The sequence below is a fragment of the Lysobacter firmicutimachus genome (genome assembly GCF_037027445.1).
In the GTDB taxonomy this organism is placed as follows: Bacteria; Pseudomonadota; Gammaproteobacteria; order Xanthomonadales; family Xanthomonadaceae; genus Lysobacter; species Lysobacter firmicutimachus.
Window position 1 is genome coordinate 3,343,362 of record NZ_JBANDL010000002.1, and the last position, 23,982, is coordinate 3,367,343.

The following is a 23,982-nucleotide window of genomic DNA, read 5'->3' on the forward strand; positions in this document are numbered from 1 at the left end:
CCGGATTGCGTATGTTTCTGTTGATCCGCTCCATCGCCTTTCCCGCAACGCCGAATTCAACGCAAACCACGGACCCGACCCGTCGGACCGTCATCCCAACCGGCGGAACCCCGCCGACATCGCCACGTAGGAGTGATTCCATGTCCAAGCAAATCAAGAAGCCCGTCGCCCTCGCCCTCGGCGCCACCCTGATCGGCGGCCTGAGCCTGTCGGCTTCCGCGTTCGCGATGACCGACCTGTCGCAGGGCTACCTGCTGGGCGCGCAATCGGCGCAGACCGCCGACAAGGCCGCCGACGCCAAGGCCACCGACGCCAAGAAGGCCGAAGGCACCTGCGGCGCCGACAAGAAGGCCAAGGAAGGCAGCTGCGGCGGCGACAAGAAGGCCGCCGAGGGCAAGTGCGGCGAAGGCAAGTGCGGCGCCGACAAGAAGCACGCCGAAGGCAAGTGCGGCGAAGGCAAGTGCGGTGCCGACAAGAAGGCCGGCGAAGGCAAGTGCGGCGAGGGCAAGTGCGGCGGCGACAAGAAGGACGCAGCCAAGCCCGCCGCGGCCAAGCCGGCGGCCAAGAAGGCCGGTGAAGGCAAGTGCGGCGAAGGCAAGTGCGGCGGCTCGGTCTGATCGCAGCGCGATGACGATGGACGGCTCGCGTCCCTTGAAACCGGATGCCGTCGGCCTCGGCCTGCGGCGGGCCCTGCTGGGCCCGCTGCAGTCCGCCGCGGACGGAGATTTCGATTTCCTCGAATGCGCACCGGAAAACTGGATCGGCGTCGGCGGCCGCTACGGCGAAGCCCTGCGCGAACTCAGCGCGCGCCATCCGCTGCTCTGCCACGGCCTGTCGCTGTCGCTGGGCGGCACCGAGCCGCTGGACGAGACCTTCCTCGCCCGGGCCCGCCGTTTTCTCGACGAACACCGCGTCGTCTGCTACAGCGAGCATCTGAGCTATTGCAGCGACGACGGCCACCTCTACGACCTGCTGCCGATTCCGTTCACCGAAGAAGCCGTGCGCCACGTCGCCGCGCGCGTCCGCCGCACCCAGGACCTGGTCGGGCGCCGGATCGCGATCGAGAACGCCTCCTACTACGCCGCACCGCACCAGGAGATGAGCGAGATCGAGTTCACCCTCGCCGTGCTCGCCGAAGCCGACTGCGATCTGCTGCTGGACGTCAACAACGTCTACGTCAACTCGATCAATCACCGCTACGACGCGCGCGCCTTCCTCGCCGCGATGCCGGCCGAACGCGTCGCCTACCTGCACGTCGCCGGCCACTACGACGAAGCCGAGGATCTGAAGCTCGACACGCATGGCGCGCCGGTCAAGGACGCGGTGTGGTCGTTGCTCGGCGAGGCCTACCGCTTGTTCGGCCAACGCCCCACCCTGCTCGAGCGCGACTTCAACTTCCCGCCCTACGAAGAACTGCTCGGCGAACTCGGCCAGGTGCGCCGCCTCCTCGTCGAGGCCGCGCCCGCCGCGGCCCGCCGCGCCCGCGGCTGAGTCCAGGCACCGCCCATGAACGACGCTCCTTCGCGCCTGCGCGCGCAACAATTCGAATTGACCCGCCACCTGCGCGACCCGCAGGCCAGTCCGGCCCCGGCCGGCCTGGAAGACCGCCGCCTGGGCATCTACCGCGACCTGTTCTTCAACAACATCGAAGGCCTGCTGGCGGGCAACTTCCCGGTCATCAGCCGGCTGCTCGGCGACGAACGCTGGCCGCGCCTGGTGCGCGACTTCTACCGCGACCATCGTTGCCGCACCCCGCTGTTTCCTGAGATCGCGCGCGAGTTCATGCGCTATCTGGAGCAGCGCGACGCCATCGGCGACCCGCCGTTCCTGACCGAGCTGGCGCATTACGAATGGGTCGAACTGGCCCTGCAACTGAGCGAAGCGCAGCCCCCGCGCGACGACGCCGGCATCGCCGACGCGGACCTGCTGGAGCACGCACCGCAGTTGTCGCCGCTGGCCTGGCCCCTGGCCTACGCCTGGCCGGTGCACCGCATCGGCCCCGGCTTCGTCCCCGAGCACGCGCCGCAGACGCCCAGTCTGCTGTTGCTGCGCCGCGAGGCCGACGGCGAAGTCCGGTTCTCCGAGCTCAGCCCGCTGGCCTATCGCCTGGTCGAACGCATCGGCGAAGCGCCGCAGCTGAGCGCACGCGAACAACTCACCGCCCTGGCCGCCGAAGCCGGCAGCGACGACCCGGCCGCGTTCCTCGAACTCGGCCACGGCCTGCTGCGGCAGATGCGCGCCAATGCGGTGATTTTTTTCTCCGCCGCGAATCCTGCCGCCTGATCGGCGCCTCTTATCGGTAAAGCGCCGGCATTTCCGGCGCGACCGTGGAGTGCCTCATGCCGTCGTTGTGCCTGTTGAGATCCTGCCTGTCCCTGCGCGACCGCCTGGACGGCGTCGGCGCCTGGCTGGCGCCGGTGGGCTTGCGCCTGATCCTGGCCTGGGAGTTCTTCGAATCGGGGCGCGAGAAGCTCCATGGCGAGAACTGGTTCGGCGAGATCATGGCCCAGTTCCCGTTCCCGTTCGACCGCGTGCCGGCCACGCTCAGCTGGTCGCTGGCGACCTGGTTCGAACTGCTCGGCGCGATCGCGCTGTTGCTCGGCCTGGCCACCCGGTTCGCCGCCGCCTCGCTGTTCGTGCTGACCGTGGTCGCCACCGCCGCCGTGCACTGGCCGCAGGACTGGATGGGCCTGGCCCAGCTCGCCCAGGGCTATGCGATCAGCGACAGCGGCGGCGGCAACTACAAGCTGCCGTTGATCTTTCTGGTCATGCTGTGGCCGCTGATTCTCGGCGGCCCCGGGCGCCTGAGCCTGGACGCCTGGCTGGCGCGGCGCACGGCGTTGCCGGCGACCGCCGCGCAAGCCGATTTGTTCGGTTGGGGCCTGGTCCTGGCGCCGTTCGGCCTGCTCGTGGCGATGCTGCTGCCGGCGCCGGGCCTGGCCCTGGCCGGACTCGGCGCGGTGGCGCTGATCGCCGGGGCGCGCCTCGGGCCGCGCCACGCCGTCGCGACAACGAGCTGAACCCGCTGCGCTCGCCGCGGCCGGAACGCCGCGGCGGCCGCCGCCCGCCGTCGCGGCGGCGTACGGACGAAGGCTCAGCATCAACCTGCTAGGCTTTCGCCCATGATCGAAACCGGCCCCCTCGCTCCCGCCCCCGTCGCGCAGCCCACCCTCGCCACCCGTTTCCGCGGCTATCTGCCGGTGGTCGTCGACGTCGAGACCGGCGGATTCGACTGGAACAGGCATGCCCTGCTGGAAATCGCCGTGCAGCCGCTGGAACTCGACGGCGACGGCCTGCTGGTGCCGGGCGCGGTCGCCAGCGCCCACGTGGTGCCGGCTCCGGGCACCCTGATCGACCCCAAGTCGCTGGAAGTGACCGGTATCGACATCGACCACCCCTTCCGCGACGCCAAGCCCGAGCGGCAGGCGCTGGAGCAGGTGTTCGCGCCGGTGCGCGACGCGGTCAAGCGCCACAGCTGCCAGCGCGCCATCCTGGTCGGCCACAACGCCCATTTCGACCTCAATTTCCTCAACGCCGCGGTCGCGCGCAGCGGCCACAAGCGCAACCCCTTCCATCCTTTCAGCGTGTTCGACACCGTGACCCTCGCCGGCGTCGCCTACGGCCAGACCGTGCTCGCCCGCGCCGTGCAGGCCGCCGGCCTGCAGTGGAACGCGCAGGAAGCGCACTCGGCGGTCTACGACACCGAGCGCACCGCCGAGTTGTTCTGCAAGATCGTCAACGCCTGGCCGGCCGGCGCCGCGCGCGGCTGAGCCTGCCACGGCAGAACGGCATCGATCACCGATAAAGGCGTTCGCGTACCTCTCATGGCAGTACGATAGCGCAGCTGAGGCCGTCGCCGAGCGCTATCGGCTCGATTGACGCGCGTTCGCGTTCGCGTGCCGATGTTGCGCGCGCGCAACATGCCGGTCCTGGCCGTCCGCCTCGTGCGGCCTCGTTTCCTGGAGTGCGAGCGGCGCTGCGCCGCCCGATAACGGCCCGCGACGCGGGTCGCGGCCCAGGACGGGAGGACAGGATGTTCGCTTTCGACGACGAGCAGTTTCTCGACGGTTATCGCCGGCGCTTCGGGCCGCTGCGCGAGGATTTGGTGCAGGCGCTGCGTTTCCTGATGGGGCGCATCGAGCAGGACCGCAGCTTCACCGACAGTGCGGTGCACCGGCAGCAGATCGCCTATTGCATGGCCACCTTCAAGTGGGAGACCGCGCATACCCTGCGCCCGATCGACGAGTTCGGCGACGATGCCCGCTTCGAACGGCTGTACGGCGCGCACACCCGGATCGGCAAAGCGCTGGGCAACACCAAGCCCGGCGACGGCGCGCGTTATCACGGCCGCGGCTACGTGCAGCTGACCGGCCGCACCAACTACGAACGCGCCGGCAAGCTGCTCGGCGTCGACCTGCTGGGCAAGCCCGACGACGCCAAGAAACCGGAGATCGCCTATGCGATCGCGATGGAAGGCATGAAGAAAGGCTGGTTCACCGGCAAGAAGCTCGACCACTACTTCAAGCCGGGCCAGGCGCCGAACTACGAGGAAGCGCGGCGCATCATCAACGGCATGGACAAGGCTCAGACCATCGCCGACATCGCCCGCCGTTTCGACGAATTGTTCGCCAGCGCGTTGGAGCCGGCCTGAGCGGAGATCGCGCCCGCGCCGTCGCGACGACGGCGCGGGCGCAGGCGCTCAGGCGAGCTTGAGGCCGATCAGGCCGGCGACGATCAGGACCACGCTGGCCACGCGCAGCGCATTCGCCGGCTCGTTGAACAGGACGATGCCGAGGATCACCGTGCCGACCGCGCCGACGCCGACCCAGATCGCGTACGCGGTGCCGACCGGCAGCGATTTCATCGCCAGGCCGAGCAGGCCGACGCTGATCGCCATCGCCGCAACGGTGCCGACCGAAGGCCACAAGCGGGTGAAACCTTCGGTGTACTTGAGGCCGATCGCCCAACCCACTTCGAACAGGCCGGCGAGAACGAGCAGAATCCAGGGCATGACGCAGCTCCCATGCAGATGGGGCCGTCCCCTGACGAAAACGCGCGCCCCTGGCGGGCTGCGCGGACCCGGGTCGTCCCGGATCGCGGCGCAGTATATCGGCGCCCGACACGAGCGGAGCGCAGCGGCATCCCCGGGGTCAGCGGGGGGTTACAGAGGAGGACGGCGCGTGAAGGCGCGAGGAAATGCCGCGCGCAGGCGCCGAACGGGGCTGCGGGCGGGCGCCGACGCTTCTCGTTCTTGCGCATCCCTTCTACCCGCCGCGTGCGTCCTGCCCGCCGGCGTGCCGCGCGCGCCGACCGTCCTGCGGGCGCCCGGCCTCAGCCGCGCTGGCGCACCGCTTCGAACAGGGTCACGCCGGCGGCGACCGAGACGTTCAGGCTTTCCACGCCACCGGCGGCGTTGCCGCCCGGCATCGGGATCTTGACCAACTGATCGCAGGTATCGCGCGTCAGGCGGCGCAGGCCGTCGGCTTCGCCGCCCAGCACCAGGGCGACGTTGCCGCGCAGGTCGATCGCGTACAGCGAGGCCTCGGCTTCGCCGGCCAAGCCGTAGATCCACACGCCCAGCTGCTGCAGGTCGCGCAACGCGCGCGCCAGGTTGGTCACCGGAATCACCGGAATGCTATCGGCGGCGCCGGCCGAGGTCTTGCGCACGGTGGCATTGACCTGCACCGACTTGTCCTTGGGGATGATCACCGCGGTAGCGCCGGCCGCGGCGGCGCTGCGCAGGCAGGCGCCGAGGTTGTGCGGGTCCTGCACGCCGTCGAGCACCAGCACCAGGGCACGGCCTTCGGCGGCCTCGATCAGCCCTTCCAGCTCGTTCTCGTTCCAGGTCTTGGCCGCGGCGTAACGCGCCACCACGCCCTGATGACGCAATCCGCCGACCACGCCGTCCAGCGCCTGGGTCGCGACCCGGCGCACGTCGATGTCGGCGCGGCGCGCGGCGGTCTCGATCTCGGCCAGGCGCGGGTTCTTGGCCCCGGCTTCGATCAGGACCTCGCGCACGTTCTGCGCATCGTGTTCGATCGCGGCGGACACGGCATTGATGCCGGCGATCCATTGTTTCTGGCTCATGGGACTTCCGTGGGGCTGGGAGGCCGCGCGACGGCTGGAACGGCGGCGCGGCGGGGGCGGACGGCAATTCTAAGCTACCCGGCCGCACCGGGCCCGGCCCGGCGCGGTTGGCGGGATCGGCGCCGAGGCGGGTTCGAAGCCGATCTCCCTGCCTCGCCAGGGCCGACGAAACCGGTTCACGCACGGCGCTCGCCCCCTTTGCGTGAGGGGGCGATGGTCCGGCTATGACCGGGCGGGCCGCCGCCTCGAACGCACGAGGACGGGGAAGGACGCGAAACCGACGGTTCAGTACTTCTGCTTGGCCCGCTTCGCGGGCTGCCCGCGCGGCGGCAGCGGCTTGACCCCGCGCTCCTCGACCAGCCGGAAATCGATCTTGCGGTCTTCCACGCTGGCCTTGAGCACGATGATCTCGACCCGGTCGCCGAGCCGGAATTCGCGACCGGTGCGCTCGCCCTGCAAGGTCTTGCGGATCGGATCGAAGTGGTAGTAGTCGTGCGGCAGCTGGGTCACGTGGACCAGGCCGTTGACCTTGGACTCGTCGAGCTCGATGAACAAGCCGAAGCTGGTCACGCCGCTGATGGTGCCGGCGAACTGGCCGCCGACGTGCTGCTCCATCCACGCCGCGCGGTAGCGCTCGTCGACCTCGCGCTCGGCCTCGTCGGCGCGGCGTTCGCGTTCGGAGCACTGCAGCGCCAACGCGGCCATCTGCCGCGGCGAGTATTCGTAGGACGCCGGCTTGGCCCCGCTCAGGGCATGCTTGATCGCGCGATGCACGAGCAAGTCCGGGTAGCGCCGGATCGGCGAGGTGAAATGCGCGTAGGCTTCGAGCGCCAGGCCGAAATGGCCGACGTTCTCCGGGGCGTACACCGCCAGACTCTGGCTGCGCAGCAGCACCGACTCGATCAGCGCCGCGTCGGCGCGCTCGCGGATCTTCTTCAGCAAGGCGGTGAAGTCGCGCGGCTCGACCTGGGTCCAGGGCGGCATGCGCAGCTTGAACTCCTTGAGGAACTCCTGCAGGTCGGCGTACTTCTGTTCCGGCGGGCGCTCATGGATGCGGAACGGCGCCGGCACCTGGCGCGCGATCAGGTACTTCGCCGCCTCGACGTTGGCGGCGATCATGCACTCCTCGATCAGCTTGTGCGCGTCGTTGCGCTGCAGCATGCCGGCCTGCACCACTTCGCCGTCCTTGCCGAGCACGAAGCGCACTTCGCCGGATTCGAACTCGATCGCGCCGCGTTTGGCGCGCGCCTTGGACAGCACGTGGTACAGCTGGTGCAGGCGCTGGATATGCGGCAGCAGCGAGCCGATCTGAGCCTGCGCCTCGGCCTTGGCCTCCTCCGGCACGTCGCCGACCGCGTTCCAGACCTGGGTGTAGGTCAGGCGCGCATGCGAATTCATCACCGCTTCGTAGAACTTCGATTCGCCGACCTGGCCGTCGCGGTCGATCTGCATGTCGCAGACGAAGCACAGCCGGTCGACCTTCGGGTTCAGCGAACAGATGCCGTTGGACAGGGTCTCCGGCAGCATCGGCACGACGAAGCCGGGGAAGTACACCGAGGTCGCGCGCTTCTGCGCCTCTTCGTCCAGCGGCGTGCCCGGCCGCACGTAATGCGAAACGTCGGCGATCGCGACCACCAGGCGGAAGCCGTTGCGGTTGCTCTCGCAATACACCGCGTCGTCGAAATCCTTGGCGTCCTCGCCGTCGATGGTCACCAACGGCATCGCGCGCAGGTCGACGCGACCGGCGGCCACCGATTCGGGCACGGTCAGCGGCACCGCGGCGGCTTCGTCCAGCGTGGCCTGCGGGAACTGGTCGGGAATCTCGTGGCCGTGGATCGCCGCCTGCACCGCCAGCGAGGCGGTCAGCTTGTCGCCGAGCACGGCCAGCACGCGGCCGATCGGCGGTCGCTTGGGATCGGGCGCCTGGACCAGTTCGCACACCACCAACTGGCCGTTGTGCGCCTCCATGCGCGCGTCCGGCGGAATCTGCACGTTGCGCTGGATGCGGCGGTCGTCGGGCACCACGTAGCTGATGCCCTGCTCCAGGGTAAAACGGCCGATCAGGCGATTCAGGCGCCGCTCCAGCACTTCGACGATCGCGCCTTCGCGGCGACCGCGACGGTCGACGCCGGTGACGCTGACCAGCACGCGATCGCCGTGCATGGCCTTGCGCATTTCGAACGGCGGCAGGAACAGGTCGTCGCCGCCGGCCTCCGGGCGCAGGAAGCCGAAGCCGTCGGGGTTGGCGATCACCACGCCGGGAATCAGGTCCATCTGCGCCGCCGGAGCGAATTCGCCCTTGCGGTTCTGCAGCAGTTGGCCGTCGCGCAGCATCGCGCCCAGGCGCTTGGCCAACGCTTCGGCGCGATCGGGGTCGGTCAGGTGCAGGCGTTCGGCCAGATCCTCGGCGGTGAGCGGGCCGTCGGCCGCGATCAGGGTCTGCAGGATCAGCTCGCGGCTGGCGATCGGCTGCGCGTAGCGCATCGCTTCGCGCTCGGCATAGGGATCGTGGTAGGCGGGCGCTCGCGGCGCATCGGCCGGAGCCGAGGATTTCTTGCGCGGGCTCTTGGCCGGCCCGTGCTGGAGATTCTCCGGCAGCCAGGCCGGGCGCGGGGTCGCGCTCTTGCGGCTGCGCGGGGCGGCGGACTTGCCGGCGGTGGTATGGGAAGGGGTCTTGCCGCCGGTCTTTCCGGTCTTCTTGCTCTTCGGTTTTTTGGTCATGGCGGCTATGGTCGCACATTGCCATGAACGCGGCGTCGGGGCCGGCCCCGGCGGTCCGGCCGTCCGACGCACGGTCGCAAGCCAGGCTCGCGTTGCGCTGCGTCAAAGCACGCTGCGCGAAACGCCTGCCGGGCGCGCCACGGCACATGCCGATGTGCAAAGGCGCGCACAGATCCTCCGCACCGATGTTCCCCCGCCCGCTTGCGCTCGCGGCGCTTGCGCGAAGCCCCGACCACCGCACAAAACCGGCCTGCGGCGCGGCTTAGGGTCGCCTCGTCCGCGGCTTGCGCGGACCGGCGGCTGCCCCGCCGACCTCCCTCCAGACCTCCAAGGAAATCGCACGATGATCCGCAAGAACGCGCTTTGCCTCGCGCTGCTCGCCGGCCTGTCCGCTGCGTCGGCTCACGCTGCACCGCCGGCGGCGGCCGAAATGGATTCGGCGCCGGTCGTCGAAGCTCCCTCGGCCGCCGCCATGGGCGCGGCCGAATTCGTCCTCTCGGCCAAAGCCGGCGCGGTGCGCCCGGTTAGCCTGATGCGTCCCACCGATCTGGAACGTTCGGCGCTGAAGCAGCGCCGCGTACAGCAGGACAAGCACGGCCAGCCGCTGGAAATCGGCTTCGCCCGCGATGTCGCCCGCAGCGACATCGATCTGCGCACGCTCAACTGGCGACCGCTGGCCGACGGCGGGCAGGCGGCGCGCCTGGAGCTGCGTTCGGAAACCGCCGTGGCGCTGCGCGCCGGTCTGTCGCTGCGCGGCGCCGGCGCGGCGGCGGCGCTGTTGCACTTCGCCGGCAACGACGGCCGCGTGTTCGCCGCCCGCGGCGCCGAGTTCGCCGGCCCTGCGATCGGCTGGTCGCCGCTGGTGGCCGGCGACACGCTGAACGTGGAAATCGTCCTGCCCAAGGGCGTGCGCCGCGACGGCCTGCGCCTGAAGGTCCCGCAGCTCTCGCACCTGGACGTCAGCCCGGTCGCCAGCGAACGCGAGTTCCAGGCCCTGGTCGGCGAAAGCGACTACTGCGAGAAGGACATCGTCTGCCGCACCAGTCCGCCCTCGGGCTTCGTTTCCACCGCCAAGTCGGTGGCGCGCATGACCTTCACCAGCGGCGGCGGCACCTACCTGTGCACCGGCACCCTGCTCAACAACAATCACTCGCCGAAGAAGCGCCTGTTCTGGACCGCCGCGCACTGCATCAGCACCCAGACCGTGGCCAATTCGCTGCAGACCTACTGGTTCTACGACGTCACCACCTGCGGCGGCAGCACGGTTAATCCGGCCTACACCACGCTCAGCGGCGGCGCCTATCTGCGCCACGCCAACCGCACCCGCGACACCGCCCTGCTGGAGCTGAAAACCGCGCCGCCGGCCGGCGCCGTCTACGCCGGCTGGTCGAGCTCGGCGATCGCTTCGACCGGCACCGCGATCGAGGGCATTCACCACCCCGCCGGCGACGTCAAGAAATACTCGCTGGGTTCGGTGACCGGCCTGTCGACCTCGATCGACGGCAAATCGCCGCTGTATCGCGTGGTCTGGAACACCGGCGTCACCGAAGGCGGCTCCTCCGGCTCGGGCCTGTTCACCGTGACCGGCAGCGGCGGCTATCAACTGCGCGGCGGCCTCTACGGCGGCTATTCCTACTGCAGCGCGCCGCGCGATCCGGATTACTACTCGCGCTTCTCGGACATCTACTCGAGCGTGTCGAGCTACTTCAACCCGTGACCGGCCCCGCGCCGTCCGCCGCCGTGCGCGGCGGGCGGCGCATCGCTCGCCCTCCTGCAGGAGCGGCGCAAGCCGCGGCACCCGCAGAGAGGTACGCGAGCGCGACCGGCCCAGCGAGGAGTCGTTTGTTGCGCGCCTGGGCCGGACGATCAGGGTTTCGGGTACGGGCGTGGCATCTCGCCGTTCCGGTCGTCGCGGCTGACTCCGCTCCTACAAGCGGGTTGCGCCGGGCACGCAACCGCGGCGGTCACAGGATTGTGCAAGAAAACGGAACGGCCGCTGCGCAGGCAGCGGCCGTTGCTTGCACCGATCGGTCGACAGCGGCGGCGATCAGGGCCAGGGCATCTCGCCCTTGGCGACCTTGGCGCTGATCTCCAGCGACAGGTCGCCGCCGAGCTGCGGGTAGCGCTGCTTCATCGCCGCGATCAGCGCGTTGGCGTCCTGGGCCTTGGCCGCTTCCTCGTCGAAGGCGCGGATGTAGCCGGCGCTGAAATGCACTGCGTCCAGAGTCTGCGCCGAACCCGGCGCGAAGTGGCCGGGAATCACTTTCTCCGGCTTCAAGGCTTCGATCTTCGCCAGCGTCGCCAACCAATCCTGGTGCGACTTCGGCGTCTGCGTGTCGGCCATGAACAAATGCTCGCCGGCGACCACCGGCACGCCGCCGGCGACAGTGCGGATCGACGGTATCCAGACGAAGCTGCGGTCCGGGCTGGGGCCGTCGAGGCCGACGATCTGCAGGCTCTGCCCTTCCAGCTCGATGCGGTCGCCCTGCAGCACCTCCGGCACGACGATGCGCTTGGGCGCGTCGGCGCCGAGCTTGGGGCCCCAGTACGCCAGCTTGGCGGCCTGGGTGCTGCGGATGTGCTCGACCGTCGGCGCGGTGGCCAGGATCTTGGCTTCGGGGAAAGCGGTCTGCAGGGTGTCCACGCCGAAGTAGTAGTCCGGATCGCCATGGCTGATGTAGATCGCGCTCAGGCGCTTGCCCGACGCCTTGATCCGCTCGACCAGTCGGCGCGCGTCGGCGGCGGAGAACTGAGCGTCGATCAGCACGGCGTCCTTGGCGCCGGTGACCAGCACCGAGGCGACTTGGAACAGCCCCTTCTCGCCGGGGTTGTAGACCTCGGTCTGCAGCGGCGCAGCGGCGGGTTCGGCGACGACGGGGACATCGTCCGCCGCCGCGGTAGCGCCCGGCGCGACCGGCTCGGCCTCGCGTTGGCAGGCGATCAGGCCCAGGCTCAGGCAGGCGGCACCCAGAGCGGGAAACAAGCGGGTTCGGATCATGGACATGGCCTCGTAAGAATCGTGGTCGGACGGAGCAACGGATTCGGCGCAGCTGCGGCCGGTATACCGGCGCCGGCGCCGAGGGCGGGTGACCGGAGCGATGGCCGGCATGCGAGGCAGAATAATTGACCGAAACAGCGCCAAAAATGGCGCACAAGTCGATTATCTGTTGCTTATATCGGACATATAAGCCGTCGGCGACCGCCCCTCCTGGTTCGCGATCCGATCAAAACCCTTCAATTCGATATTGCAGGTTACAAGCGCCCGTTCTACGCTGCGCTCATCCACGAGGGAACGCCATGCGCCTGGAACCCCACGACTTCCGCCCCGCCGATCTGGTCGGCGGCGATCCGGCCCTGGACCTGGTCAACACCGTCACCGCGCGCGACAGCGAGCCGCGCGATTGGCTGGACGGCTATCCGGCCCTGCTCGACTGGGCCGCGCGCAGCGGCGCCTTCGCCGAGGCCGACCTCAGCCGACTGGACGTCCTGCGGCGCGAATCGCCGGCCCAGGCCGCGGCGGCGTTGGCCCGTTGCAAGCAACTGCGCGAGGCCTTGTGCGAAGTCTTGTACGCGTCGGCCGGTGGCCGCGCGCCCGACGCGAGCGCGCTGGACGCGATCGATCGCGCCCGCCTGGACGCCTCGCGCGCTGCGCGCCTGGTGTCCGACCGCGGCCGGCTGCGCACGCAGTGGTCGCCGCAGCGCTCGGGCCTGGACCTGATCGCACACGTCATCACCGCCTATGCGATCGACCTGCTCAAAGACCCGCGCATCGACCGCCTGCGCGTCTGCGACGGCCGCGACTGCGGCTGGGTGTTCGTCGACACCTCCAAGAACGGCCGCCGCCGCTGGTGCGACATGGCCACCTGCGGCAACGTCGCCAAGGCGCGCCGGTTCCAGCAGCGTCATCGCGACGCCGAATAGGCGCCCCCATGCGCAGCCCGCCCCTCCGGTTTCATCGATCGTCGATGGCGCTCGCCCTGCTGGTCGCCGTTGCCGTCTGCGCCGCACCGTCCGCGGCCGGACCGGTGCCGATGCGCTGGACCCCACCGGCCTTGTCCAGCGACGAGTACGAATCCTCGCCCACGTTCAGCCCGAACGGCGAGGACATCGTGTTCATGCGCAGCGACCGCAACTTCGCCCGCTGGCGGCTGCTGCACTCGCGCTGCGAACGCGGCCGCTGGTCGCCGCCACGCGCACCGGCGTTCGCCAGCCCCGAGGCCGGCATCGACGCCGACCCGGCCTTCAGCCCCGACGGCCGCCGGCTGTACTTCGTGTCCTCGCGCCACGACCCGCGTCGTGAGGATCTGGATATCTACGTGGTCGAGCGCCGCGGCGAACGCGGCTGGTCCGCGCCGCGGCGCCTGCCGGCGCCGGTGAACTCGCCGGCCTCGGAGCTGCTGCCGCGCCCGGGCGCCGACGGCCGGCTCTATTTCGGCTCCAGCCGCGACGGCGGCCACGGCCAAGGCGATCTGTATGTCGCGCAAACCGATGCCGCCGGACGCTGGACGGCGGTCAATCTCGGCGCACCACTGAGCAGCGCCGCCAACGAGTACGAGGCCGACGTCTCGCGCGACGGCCGCCGGCTGATCGCGGTGATCGACCGCGGCGACCGCTCGCACCTGTACCGGTTCGAGCGCGAGCGCGGCGCCTGGCGCGAACGCGGCCGCCTGCCCGCGCGCGAAGACGTGTTCCAGGTCGGGCCGTTGCTGTCGCCGGCCGGCGACCGGTTGCTGTTCGCCCAGGCCGACGGCGAGCGTTCCGGCGAACTGTTCCTGCTCGATCTGGTCGACGCGCCCGACCGGCGCTGGCCGCCTGCCTGCGGTGGACCGCCGTCTCCGCGGCGCAGCGGCAGCGACTAGCTCGCTGGACCGGCGGCCGGCGCTTCGGCCCCGGCCGCGCCCGCGCGCGGCTTGGGCGCGATCAGCGGGGTCTGCTGCATGTTGCCGTACAGCAGCGGCACGCCGGCGCGGGTGCCGCCGACCAGTTCCAGTTCGAAGCGCTCGGCGTCGCGGCGGCGGATGTCGGCGACCACCTCGCTCGCTTCGTCGGCCGGCACCCCGAGTTCGACCAGTGCGGCCTCGCCGAAACGCATCGCCGACTCGAAAGTTTCGCGCACCTGCAGATCGACGCCGGCATTGACCAGCTCCAAGGCGTGCTCACGGTCGAAACTGCGCGCCAGCACCTTGGCCTGCGGGAACTGGTGGCGCACCAGTTGCACCGTGGTGGTCGCCGCGGCGCGGTCGTCGATGCAGATCGCGATCAGCTGCGCGGTGTCGGCGCCGGAGGCGTGCAGCACGTCCAGGCGGGTGCCGTCGCCGTAGTAGACCTTGAAGCCGAAGCTCTGCGCGCTCTGGATCATGTCCACGTCGGTGTCGATGATCGAGACCTCGACCCCGCGCGCCAGCAGCGATTGGCATACCACCTGACCGAAGCGGCCGAAGCCGACCAGCAACACGCTGCCGCTGAGCCCGTTGGGCTCGTCCACGCCTTCCAGCGACAACGCCGCCTTCGGCGCCAGCCGGCGCAGCAGCAGGATCGCGATCGGAGTCAGCGCCATCGACAGCACCACGATCGCGGTCAGGTTGGCGCCGGTCTCGGCGTCGAGCAGGCGCGCGCCGACCGCGGCCGAGAACAGCACGAAGGCGAACTCGCCGCCCTGCGCCATCAGCACTGCGCGGTCCAGCGCCTCGGTGTGGCAGGACTTCAACGCCCGCGCCACGCCATAGATGCAGACGGCCTTGGTCAGCATCAGGATCAGCACGCCGCCGACGATCAGCGGCCAGTTCGCCGCCACCACGCGCAAATCCAGCGACATGCCGACGCTGAGGAAGAACAGGCCGAGCAGGATGCCGCGGAAGGGTTCGACATCGGCTTCGAGCTGATGGCGGAAAGTCGATTCCGACAGCAGCACGCCGGCCAGGAAGGCCCCCATCGCCATCGACAGCCCGCCGACCTGCATCAACAGCGCGGCGCCCAGCACCACCAGCAAGGCGGCCGCGGTCATGACCTCGCGCGCCTTGGCCGCGGCCAGCAGCCGGAACAAGGGGTTCAACAGCCAAATGCCCGCGGCGAGCAGGGTCGCCAGCGCGGCCAGGGCGACGCCGATGTCTGCCCAGCGCGAACGCGCCGCGCCGTCGGCGACCGCGTCGGCCGGCGCCATCAGCGCGACCAGGGCCAACAGCGGCACGATCAGCAAATCCTCGAACAGCAGGATCGAGACGATGCGCTGGCCGCGCGGCAGGGCCAGATCGCCGCGCTCGCCGAGGATCTGCATCACGATCGCGGTCGACGTCAGCACGAATCCCATCGCGCCGATGAAGGCCACCACCGGCGGAAACCCGAACAGCAGCCCGACCCCGGTCATCGCCGCCGAACAAGCCAGGATCTGCACGCTGCCGAGGCCGAAGATCTCGCGCCGCAGACTCCACAGATGCGAGGGCCGCATCTCCAGGCCGATCAGGAACAGGAACATCACCACGCCGAGCTCGGCCACGTGCAGGATCGCCTGCGATTCGGCGAACAAGCCCAGGCCGAACGGACCGATCGCCAGGCCCGCAGCGAGGTAACCGAGCACCGAGCCCAGGCCGATGCGCTTGAAGATCGGCACCGCGACCACCCCGGCGGCCAGCAGCACCACCACCTTCACCAGTTCGCTGCCCTGCGCTTCGGCCGCCATCGCCCACCTCGCTTGCCTATCGATCGTATCGGTCGTATCGGTCGGAGCCGCGCGGCGGCGCGCTCCACTGCGACAGCCTAGCAGGCGCGCCGATGCAGTCTAAGCCGGGCCTTCGCCGTCGCCGCGTTGCTATGATCGCCGCCTGCCGACCGCCATCGAAGGACTCGATCATGCTCCGCTGCGCGCGCTCTCTGGCCCGGGCCGTCGTTCCGTTCGCCGCCGGCGCGCTGGCCGCAGCGGCATTGGCGGCGGCGTCGCCGGCACGCGCCGCGGGGCCGGCCCACATCGCCGCCTCCGATCGCAGCGCCTGGCCGCAGCCGCTGAACGCTCCGGCCGCGTTCGACCGCGCCTCGCGCGCCGAGATCCTCGCCTTCGCCCGCCAGCTCGCGCTGAGCGAGACGCTCGACGACGCGACCTTGCGCGCGCGCCTGGGCCTGAAGCAGATCGACCGGCCGGCGCTAGAACGCATCCGCGGCCGCTTCTGGCAACGCCTGGCCGCGGGCTACCGCAACGCGCTGCGCACCTGCTCACCCCCGGACGCATTCTGCGCGCCGGCCAGCGACGCCGCGGCGCTGCGCGGCCTCGCCCTGCGCTTCGAGGCCGCGCCGGAGCCGGCCTACGCGGCCTGGTACGCCGACGCGGCGCGCTTCCATCGCGTCTACCTCGATGAGCAATTGCGCCTGGCGGCGCTGTTTCCGCGGGTCAGCAGCGAAATCGACACCTACTCGGCGATCGAGTCCGACGGCAGCGAGCTCGGCGACCGCCGCTTCCTGCTCAGCTTCGACGACGGCCCCACCCCGTCCGGCGGCAACACCGACCGGCTGCTGCGCACCTTGCGCGAGTTGCGGCTGCAGGGCACCTTCTTCGTCCTCGGCGAATCGCTGCAGCGGCGCAGCGACGACGCCGCCCGGCTCTACGCGGGCATGTGCGTGGCCTCGCACGGCTGGCAACACCAGTCGCACGCGCGCTGGCCGCAATGGCAGGACTCGGTGAGCCGCAGCAGCGCCCTGGTCGCGCAACGCGTCGGCGCCGGCTACGTGCCGTTGTTCCGCCCGCCCTATGGCCAACGCCTGGCCGACAGCGGCGCGTTCTTCCGCGCCCAAGGCCTGCGCGTGGCTTTATGGAACATCGACAGCCAGGACTGGAACCCCAAGGTATCGGCCGACGCGGTCGGCCAGCGCCTGCTCAGCCTGATGCTGCTGTGGCGGAGCGGCACGATCCTGTTCCACGACGTGCACGACAAGGCCCGCCAGGCGCTGCCGTGGCTGCTGCAGCGGACCCGCGGCGCCGGCCTGGAGTGGGTGGACTGCAAGCGCTACCCCGCGGCCGCGGGCTGAGCGCAACGGCACGCGCTCGCGCAATCGGCCTGCACGGCCGCCGCCGACGCTCGCGCGGCATCGGCGGCCATGGCCGAAAAACGCGACGAAACCGCGCTCGCTGCGACGGTTTCGCTGGACGCCGCGCGAGTTTTTAGAACTGTCGCGCGGCCGTCAGAACGTCGCATCCGCTGCGTCGACGCGGGCTCAGAATGCGCTTCGGCCCGCCACTGCAGGCGTGCCGTTCCCAACCGCGACGGACCTGCGGCGGCGAACATCCGCTGTCGCTCCGCGCGCATTCAAACCATCACGCAAGGATCTGCGTATGACCAAGCATCGCTCGCTCGCGGCTTTCGCCGCCACCGCCCTGCTCATGCTCGCCGCGCCGCTGGCCTCGGCCGCCACGCCGCCGCCGGACGCCGAAGATCACGTCCGTATCTGCAATGCCTACACCGCCGACCTGTGGCTGGATTTCGGCAACAGCGGCAGCACCGCCACCGTGGTCGCCAAGGCCAGCGTGCGCCCGAGCTTCAGCCCGCCGGCGCCGGCGCCGGCCTGGTACATCGTCACCGCCCAGGTCTCCGGCCGCAGTCACGACGGCGTCCCGGTGACCACCGATTCGCAGTCGCTGGACGGCGCCTACAGCTTCCCCGGCACGCCGGCGCGCAAGGGGCTGACCGTGTTCCGCAGCTCGACCTGCGAACTGACCGGCAAGGCGATCGTCGAAGTCGCCTGTCCGAACGGCGGTTCCGACATCAAGACCCTGACCGTCAGCTGGCCGCGCTGCGGCACCTGATCGGCGCGGCGCCCGCAGCGATGCGGGTACCGTATCGCTCTCGCATCGGGCGCCAACAAGGCGCCCGATGCTTTTCCGTTCAAACCAACGCGGCCTGGTGCACGCCCGCCACCGCTCGTCCGGACGGGTCGGCGGCATTGGCGAAGGCCGCATCCCAGGCGATCGCCGCCGGCGACGAACAGGCGATGGACTTGCCGCCCGGCACGGTCTGCGCGCAGGCCTCTCCGGGGAAATGGCGTTCGAAGATGCTGCGGTAGTAGTAGGCTTCCTTGGTCTGCGGCGTGTTGATCGGAAAACGCACCGCCGCCGCGGCGAACTCGCGGTCGCCGACCTGGGCCTCGGCGTGCGCCTTGAGACCGTCGATCCAGCCGTAGCCGACACCGTCGCTGAACTGTTCCTTCTGCCGCCACAGGATTTCCTTGGGCAGGTAGCCTTCGAAGGCCTCGCGCAGGATCGACTTCTCGATCCGCCCGGCGGCCTTGTCGACCATCTTGGCCTGCGCGTCCATGCGCATCGCCACGTCGAGGAATTCCACGTCCAGGAACGGCACCCGCGGCTCCACGCCCCAGGCCATCATCGATTTGTTGGCGCGCAGGCAGTCGTAGCTGTGCAGCGCGTCGAGCTTGCGCACCAGCTCCTCATGGAACTCGCGCGCGTTCGGCGCTTTATGGAAATACAGATAGCCGCCGAAGATCTCGTCGGAGCCTTCGCCGGACAGCACCATCTTCACCCCCATCGCCTTGATCCGCCGCGCCAGCAAGAACATCGGCGTGGAGGCGCGGATGGTGGTGACGTCGTAAGTCTCGATATGGGCGATCACGTCCGGCAGCGCGTCCAGGCCCTCCTCGAAGGTGTAGGTGAAACCGTGATGGACCGTGCCCAGCGCCTGGGCCGCGATCTCCGCCGCGGCCAGGTCGGGCGAGCCCTGCAGGCCGATGGCGAAGGAATGCAGCCGCGGCCACCAGGCCTCGGCTTGGTCGTCCTCCTCGATCCGGCGCCGGGCGAAGCGCGCCGCGCAGGCCGCGACCAGCGAGGAATCCAGCCCGCCGGAGAGCAGCACACCGTAGGGCACGTCGCTCATCATCTGCCGATGCACCGCGCGTTCGAACGCCTCGCGCAGTTCCTGCAGCGACACATCGACCCCGCGCACAGCCTCGTATTCGCGCCACGGCCGCTGGTAATACTTCACCGCCACTCCGACCTCGCTGTCGTAGTAATGGCCCGGCGGGAACGGCGCGACGTCGTCGCACAACCGCGCCAGCGCCTTCATCTCCGAGGCTACCCACAGCCGGCCATCGGCATCGTGGCCCCAGTACAGCGGGCATACGCCGATCGGATCGCGCGCGATCACATAGCGACCGCGCGCGGCATCCCACAGGGCGAAGGCGAAGATGCCGTTGAGCCGGCCCACCCATTCGCTGATCTCGCCGCCTTCGCGGTACAGGGCGTTGATGACCTCGCAGTCGGACTTGGTCTGGAACGCGTACGCGGTGCGCAGTTGCTGTTCCAGCTCGCGGTGGTTGTAGATCTCGCCGTTCACCGCCAGCGCCAGTTCGCCGTCGTCCGAGCGCAGCGGCTGCGAGCCGCCGGTGGGGTCGACGATGGCCAGCCGCTCGTGGACCAGGATCGCGCGCGGATCGACGCTGACCCCGGACCAGTCCGGGCCGCGGTGGCGTTGGCGCGCCGACAGCGACAAGGCCAGCGGGCGCAACGGACGCAAGTCGGCGCCGGGGCGCAGATCGAACAGACCGAGAATCGAGCACATCGGGGCATCTCCAGGAGGGTTGAGCGGCGGTTCGGGTGGGTGAAAGTCGTTTCGGGGGCCTGAAACGCAAGAAGCCCGCACTTCGCAGTGCGGGCTTCCTGAGCGAGTTAGCGTGTGTTGCGCGCGCTAATCGCCGGCCCGCGGGAGGCTGGCGTTATTGCGGTTATTGTTGTTGGCGCGCACGTCGGCCACGGCCGCGCAGGCACGGCCGGCGCTGGCGGCGCGGCGGCGGTCGGCGGTGGCGGACGGGAAAGTCATGAGCCGATCCTGCTTGAGGACGGCGCCGGATGCAAGCGCCCCCGACCGACGGCGCCCGGAACCGCGACCCGCCGCCCCAATCCCCAATCCCCAATCCCCAATCCCCAATCCCGAATCCCCAATCCCGAATCCCCAATCCCGAATCCCGAATCCCGTTCCAAGCTAAGCTCGGCCACGGAGGACCCCCATGGCCAAATGGATCAAGCGCGCCCTGCTCGCGCTGTTGTGCCTGTCGTTGATCGGCGTCGTCGCGGCCTGGTGGCTGCTGCGCGGCAGCCTGCCCCGCCTGGAAGGCGAACTCGCCCTTGCCGGCCTGTCCGCACCGGCGCGCGTGCAGCGCGACGCGCTCGGCGTGGTCACCGTCGAAGCCGCGAACCAGACCGATGCCGCGCGCGCGCTGGGCTTCGTTCACGCCCAGGAACGCTACTTCGAGATGGACCTGCTGCGCCGCACCGCTGCCGGCGAGTTGTCGGCGCTGTTCGGCGAGCGCGCGCTCGACTTCGACCGCCGCCATCGCGTGCACCGACTGCGCGCCCGGGTGCAGCGGCATCTGGCCGAATTCTCCGGCGATCAGGCCGCGCTGCTGCAAGCCTATGCCGACGGCGTCAATGCCGGCCTGCGCGGGCTGTCGCGCAAGCCCTGGCCCTACCTGCTGCTGCGCAGCGAACCCGACCCCTGGACCGTGGCCGACTCGGCCCTGGTCGGCTATGCCATGTATTTCGACCTGCAGGGCGGCGACAACGCGCGCGAGCTGGCGTTGTGGCGGATCCGGCCGCACGTGCCGCCGGCCCTGTTCGCGCTGCTGACCAACCCCGGCAGCGCCTGGGACGCGCCGCTGTACGGCGCGCCGTTCGGCGACGCGGCATTGCCCAGCGCCGAGCAGTTGGACTTGCGCCAACTGCCGGCGCCGGCCTCGGCCAGGCTGATCCCCTTGCCCTTCCTCGACGAAATCGGCAGCAACAACTTCGCCGTCGCCGGCAGCCTGACCGCCGACCGCCGCGCCATCGTCGCCGACGATATGCACCTGGGCCTGCGCGCGCCCAACATCTGGTTCCGCGCACGCCTGCGCTACCCGGACCCGCGCGCGCCGGGCGGCCGCACCGACGCTTCCGGCTTCACCCTGCCCGGCCTGCCGGCGGTGGTGGTCGGCAGCAACGGGCACGTCGCCTGGGCCTTCACCAACAGCTACGGCGACTGGGCCGACTGGTCGCTGCAGCCCGGCTGCGCCGGCGACGCCGGGCCGGCGACCTGCGCCGGCCTGAGCGTGCACGAGGAAACCATCGCCGTCGCGGGCCGCGCGCCGGAGAAGCTCATCGTGCGCGAAACGCCGTGGGGCCCGCTGCTGCACGACAACGCCGACGGCAGCGCGCTGGCCCTGCGCTGGAGCGCGCACCTGCCCGGCGCGCTCAATCTCGGCCTGGCCGAGCTGCAGCGCGCGGGTTCGGTCGACGAGGCGCTGCAGGCCGCGCGGACGGTGGCGATGCCGGTGCAGAACCTGGTGGTGGGCGATCGCGGCGGCAAAATCGCCTGGCGCCTGCTCGGCCCGATTCCCGAGCGCGAGGGCTCGTGCAGCACCGATGCGCTGGCCGAGAACGCCGATGCCGACGGACGCCCTCTGCAGGCGCCGACTTGCCCGCCCTGGGCGATCCAGACCGCCGACGCGCCGGACCTGGTGGCGCCGCCGTCGGGCCGTTTGTGGACCGCGAACACGCGCACCCTCGACGGCCTGGAACTGGAGCGCATCGGCCAGGGCGACTATGTGCTCGGCGCGCGCGCCGGCCAGATCCGCGACGGCCTGTTCGCCAAGCAGCGCTTCGGCGAACGCGACCTGCTGGCGATCCAGCTCGACGACCGGGCGCTGTTCCTGCAGCGCTGGTGGCGCCTGTTGCAGGCGCAAGGCGAACGCGCGAAGCGAGCCGGCGGCTCGCCTGCGCTGGCCGCGCTGGCCCAGGCCTCGCAGCGCTGGGAGGGCCGCGCAGAACCGGGCTCGGTCAGCTATCGCATGGTGCGCAACTGGCGCCGCGCGGTGTTCACCCGCATCGCCAACGGCCTGACCGCACCGGCGCAGGCGGCGCTGGGCGCTCAGTTCGAAATGCCCGACCTCAAACAGCTCGAAGGGGTGATCTGGCCGTTGTTGAGCCAGCGCCCGGCGCATCTGCTGCCGCGCAACGAATCGTCCTGGGACGCGCTGCTCGAGCACGCCGCGCAAGATGTGCTGGACGAACTTAAAGTGTCGCCGGGCCCCGGCGCCGCCGCGCAATTGGCCCGGCATACGTGGGGCGAGCACAACACCGCCTCGATCTGCCATCCCTTGGCGTCGGCCTTGCCCGGCTTCGCCCGCAGCGCCCTGTGCATGCCGCCGGATCGCTTGCCCGGCGACGCGGCGATGCCGCGCGTGCAACGGCCCAGCTTCGGCGCGTCCGAGCGCATGGTGGTGTCGCCGGGCCACGAGGCCGACGGCATCGTGCACATGCCCGGCGGCCAGAGCGGCCACCCGCTGTCGCCGTTCTGGGGCGCGGGCCACGACGACTGGGTGCACGGGCGGCCCACGCCGTTCCTGCCGGGGACAGCGAAATACACGCTGCGGTTGCGGCCGATCGAGTGAGCCGCCGCGGCAAGACCGAGTCCGGAATCCAAACGGCCGCCGCGCTCGGCCGCATCGCGGTCGCGGCTTATGACCGCAGGAAATCCCTGAGGGACACCGCTCCCACCAGGGGCGGCCGGCTTTCTGTGGGAGCGGCGTAAGCCGCGACCGGCGGGCGTCGACACCTCTCGATGTCGACCTGCGCGCAACCGCAACGAAGCGATCGCGCGCCGCCGCCCGTCTCAGCCGTTCTCGACCAGCAAGCGCTCGATCAGCGCCAGATACAGCTCCGGCAGGGCCTCCAAATCGGCGACCGAGACGTTCTCGTCGACCTTGTGGATGCTGGCGTTGACCGGGCCGATCTCGATGCAGTGCGCTCCCAGCGGCGCGATGAAGCGCGCATCGGAGGTGCCGCCGCCGGTGCTCTCCTCCGGCGCGGCGCCGGCGAAGCGGCCCAGCACTTCGCGCGCCGCGGCGCGCAAAGGCCCTTCCGGAGTGTAGAACGGCTCGCCGCCGCGGAACCACTGCAAACGGTATTCCAGGCCGTGCGCCTGCAGTACCCGCTCGCACTCGCGCTCCAGCCGCTGCGCGTCCCAGTTCGGGTTGTAGCGCAGGTTGAACAGCACCTGCAGTTCGCCCGGGATCACGTTGTTGGCGCCGGTGCCGGCGTGGATGTTGCTGATCTGCAGCGTGGTCGGCGGAAACGTCTCGTAGCCCTGATCCCAACTCCGGGCGGCCAGTTCCGACAGCGCCGGCATGGCCTGGTGGATCGGGTTGCGGGCCTTGTCCGGATAGGCGACATGGCCCTGTACGCCGATCACGCTCAGCGTCGCCGACAAGGTGCCGCGACGGCCGACCCGCAACAGGTCGCCCAGCGTGCGCGTCGACGAAGGCTCGCCGGTGACGCACCAGTCGATGCGCTCGCCGCGGGCCCGGAAGGTCTCGGCGACCTTGCGCACGCCGTCGATGGCGTCGCCTTCCTCGTCCGAGGTCAGCAGCAAGGCGACCCGGCCGCGGTGGCCGGGATGGCGCGCGGCGAAGCGCTCCAGCGCGACCACGAACGCAGCCACGCTGCCCTTCATGTCGGCCGCGCCGCGTCCGTACAGCACGCCGTCGCGGATCTCGGGGCGGAACGGATCGCTGGCCCAACTGTCGGCCGGGCCCGAAGGCACTACGTCGGTGTGTCCGAGCAGGACCAGGGTTGGCCCCTCGCCCGCCCCATGGGTCGCCCACAGGTTGTCGACATCGCCGTAACGCAGGTGCTCGCAGGCGAAGCCTGCGCGCTGCAGGCGCTGCGCGATCAAGTCCTGGCAGCCCAGGTCCTGCGGAGTCACCGAAGCGCGTCCGATCAGCTCGCAAGTCAGCGCCAGGACGTCGCTGGACGCGGCGCTCACGAGCCGATCCCGAAGCGCTGCTTGAAGCCGTTGTCGCTGAAGCCCTGGCTCACCTTGCCGTCGTCGGTGACCACCACCGGCCGCCGGATCAGCTGCGGATACTCCTTCAACAGCAGCTTCCACTCCGCATCCGAGGCCGGCTCCTTGCGGTTCGGCGGCAGGGTCCGCCAGGTGGTCGAGGACTTGTTGATCAGGCTGTCCCAGCCGCCGAGCTGGTTTTTCCACTCGATCAGCGTTTCCGGGCTCTGCCGGTTGTCGCGATAGTCGACGAAGGCGTGGGCGACGCCGAAGCGGTCGAGCCACTTGCGGGCTTTCTTGCAGGTGTCACAGTTGTTGAGTCCGTAAACGGTAGTCATCAGATGCTGTCCATCAAATGCGACCCGAT

General features: G+C 70.2%; 21 protein-coding genes. 12 read left to right on the top strand and 9 right to left on the bottom strand.

The features are described from left to right. Positions 1-140: 140 nt before the first annotated feature. The 6 genes from V2J18_RS14515 to V2J18_RS14540 all read left to right on the top strand — a co-directional run bounded on the left by V2J18_RS14515 (position 141) and on the right by V2J18_RS14540 (position 4,651). Positions 141-617: an HvfA family oxazolone/thioamide-modified RiPP metallophore gene (locus tag V2J18_RS14515; protein ID WP_064750098.1), complete on the top strand. Its 477-nt coding sequence runs from the start codon at positions 141-143 to the stop codon at positions 615-617. Between the two features lie 16 nt (positions 618-633). After that, positions 634-1,491 (top strand): HvfB family MNIO-type RiPP peptide maturase, encoded by an 858-nt coding sequence (locus V2J18_RS14520; RefSeq protein ID WP_486624507.1) that lies wholly within the window; start codon positions 634-636, stop codon positions 1,489-1,491. 15 nt (positions 1,492-1,506) lie between these two features. Beyond that, complete coding sequence (locus V2J18_RS14525; protein WP_336132111.1) at positions 1,507-2,283, top strand: HvfC family RiPP maturation protein; 777 nt, start codon at positions 1,507-1,509, stop codon at positions 2,281-2,283. Positions 2,284-2,339: 56 nt separating this feature from the next. Then, positions 2,340-3,020: an HvfX family Cu-binding RiPP maturation protein gene (locus tag V2J18_RS14530; protein WP_336132112.1), complete on the top strand. Its 681-nt coding sequence runs from the start codon at positions 2,340-2,342 to the stop codon at positions 3,018-3,020. A gap of 102 nt (positions 3,021-3,122) precedes the next feature. After that, entirely contained in the window at positions 3,123-3,770 is a 648-nt protein-coding gene (gene rnt / locus V2J18_RS14535) for a ribonuclease T (protein ID WP_336132113.1), read from the top strand. Between the two features lie 263 nt (positions 3,771-4,033). Next, complete coding sequence (locus V2J18_RS14540; protein WP_064749941.1) at positions 4,034-4,651, top strand: glycoside hydrolase family 19 protein; 618 nt, start codon at positions 4,034-4,036, stop codon at positions 4,649-4,651. A gap of 48 nt (positions 4,652-4,699) precedes the next feature. On the opposite strand, the gene sugE is transcribed toward V2J18_RS14540, so the two are convergent. The 3 genes from sugE to rnr form a co-directional block, all read right to left on the bottom strand. Then, positions 4,700-5,011, bottom strand: a complete 312-nt coding sequence (sugE, locus tag V2J18_RS14545) for a quaternary ammonium compound efflux SMR transporter SugE (protein ID WP_064749942.1) — start codon at positions 5,009-5,011, stop codon at positions 4,700-4,702. Positions 5,012-5,331: 320 nt separating this feature from the next. After that, the gene (gene rlmB, locus V2J18_RS14550) at positions 5,332-6,087 is read right to left on the bottom strand and encodes a 23S rRNA (guanosine(2251)-2'-O)-methyltransferase RlmB (protein ID WP_064749943.1); all 756 of its coding nucleotides are present in this window, start codon (positions 6,085-6,087) and stop codon (positions 5,332-5,334) included. A gap of 285 nt (positions 6,088-6,372) precedes the next feature. Further along, complete coding sequence (gene rnr / locus V2J18_RS14555) at positions 6,373-8,808, bottom strand: ribonuclease R (protein ID WP_064749944.1); 2,436 nt, start codon at positions 8,806-8,808, stop codon at positions 6,373-6,375. A gap of 343 nt (positions 8,809-9,151) precedes the next feature. Between rnr and V2J18_RS14560 the strand changes: the two genes are divergently transcribed. After that, positions 9,152-10,525: a trypsin-like serine peptidase gene (locus V2J18_RS14560; protein WP_336132114.1), complete on the top strand. Its 1,374-nt coding sequence runs from the start codon at positions 9,152-9,154 to the stop codon at positions 10,523-10,525. Positions 10,526-10,855: 330 nt separating this feature from the next. Here the strand turns inward: V2J18_RS14560 and V2J18_RS14565 are convergent, their stop codons facing one another. Next, positions 10,856-11,806, bottom strand: coding sequence for an MBL fold metallo-hydrolase (locus V2J18_RS14565; RefSeq protein ID WP_336132115.1), 951 nt, complete (start codon positions 11,804-11,806; stop codon positions 10,856-10,858). Positions 11,807-12,105: 299 nt separating this feature from the next. Between V2J18_RS14565 and V2J18_RS14570 the strand changes: the two genes are divergently transcribed. Together V2J18_RS14570 and V2J18_RS14575 are read left to right on the top strand one after the other, a co-directional pair. Beyond that, positions 12,106-12,729, top strand: coding sequence for a CGNR zinc finger domain-containing protein (locus V2J18_RS14570; protein ID WP_336132116.1), 624 nt, complete (start codon positions 12,106-12,108; stop codon positions 12,727-12,729). Positions 12,730-12,773: 44 nt separating this feature from the next. Beyond that, complete coding sequence (locus tag V2J18_RS14575) at positions 12,774-13,667, top strand: TolB-like translocation protein (protein WP_336132117.1); 894 nt, start codon at positions 12,774-12,776, stop codon at positions 13,665-13,667. Here the strand turns inward: V2J18_RS14575 and V2J18_RS14580 are convergent. Next, complete coding sequence (locus V2J18_RS14580; protein ID WP_336132118.1) at positions 13,664-15,484, bottom strand: monovalent cation:proton antiporter-2 (CPA2) family protein; 1,821 nt, start codon at positions 15,482-15,484, stop codon at positions 13,664-13,666. The two genes, V2J18_RS14575 and V2J18_RS14580, sit on opposite strands and share 4 nt — an antisense overlap. A 170-nt stretch (positions 15,485-15,654) precedes the next feature. On the opposite strand from V2J18_RS14580, the gene V2J18_RS14585 reads away from it, so the two are divergent. Both V2J18_RS14585 and V2J18_RS14590 read left to right on the top strand, forming a co-directional pair. After that, complete coding sequence (locus tag V2J18_RS14585; protein ID WP_336132119.1) at positions 15,655-16,821, top strand: polysaccharide deacetylase family protein; 1,167 nt, start codon at positions 15,655-15,657, stop codon at positions 16,819-16,821. Positions 16,822-17,125: 304 nt separating this feature from the next. After that, complete coding sequence (locus tag V2J18_RS14590) at positions 17,126-17,596, top strand: hypothetical protein (RefSeq protein WP_064749949.1); 471 nt, start codon at positions 17,126-17,128, stop codon at positions 17,594-17,596. A gap of 79 nt (positions 17,597-17,675) precedes the next feature. Here V2J18_RS14590 and asnB read toward each other — a convergent pair whose 3' ends face one another. Together asnB and V2J18_RS14600 are read right to left on the bottom strand one after the other, a co-directional pair. Then, complete coding sequence (gene asnB / locus V2J18_RS14595; RefSeq protein ID WP_336132120.1) at positions 17,676-19,361, bottom strand: asparagine synthase B; 1,686 nt, start codon at positions 19,359-19,361, stop codon at positions 17,676-17,678. A gap of 126 nt (positions 19,362-19,487) precedes the next feature. Then, positions 19,488-19,619 carry a hypothetical protein gene (locus V2J18_RS14600; protein WP_261370241.1) on the bottom strand — a complete coding sequence of 44 codons (132 nt, stop codon included), beginning with the start codon at positions 19,617-19,619 and terminating at the stop codon, positions 19,488-19,490. 187 nt (positions 19,620-19,806) lie between these two features. Between V2J18_RS14600 and V2J18_RS14605 the strand changes: the two genes are divergently transcribed. Then, a complete protein-coding gene (locus V2J18_RS14605; protein ID WP_336132121.1) occupies positions 19,807-22,224 on the top strand; it encodes a penicillin acylase family protein in 2,418 nt (805 codons plus the stop codon). A 221-nt stretch (positions 22,225-22,445) separates the two neighbouring features. On the opposite strand, the gene dapE is transcribed toward V2J18_RS14605, so the two are convergent. Together dapE and V2J18_RS14615 are read right to left on the bottom strand one after the other, a co-directional pair. Further along, positions 22,446-23,597, bottom strand: coding sequence for a succinyl-diaminopimelate desuccinylase (gene dapE, locus V2J18_RS14610; RefSeq protein ID WP_064749952.1), 1,152 nt, complete (start codon positions 23,595-23,597; stop codon positions 22,446-22,448). Then, positions 23,594-23,953, bottom strand: coding sequence for a Spx/MgsR family RNA polymerase-binding regulatory protein (locus V2J18_RS14615; RefSeq protein ID WP_336132122.1), 360 nt, complete (start codon positions 23,951-23,953; stop codon positions 23,594-23,596). Before V2J18_RS14615 ends, dapE begins: the two co-directional genes overlap by 4 nt. Positions 23,954-23,982 lie beyond the last annotated feature (29 nt).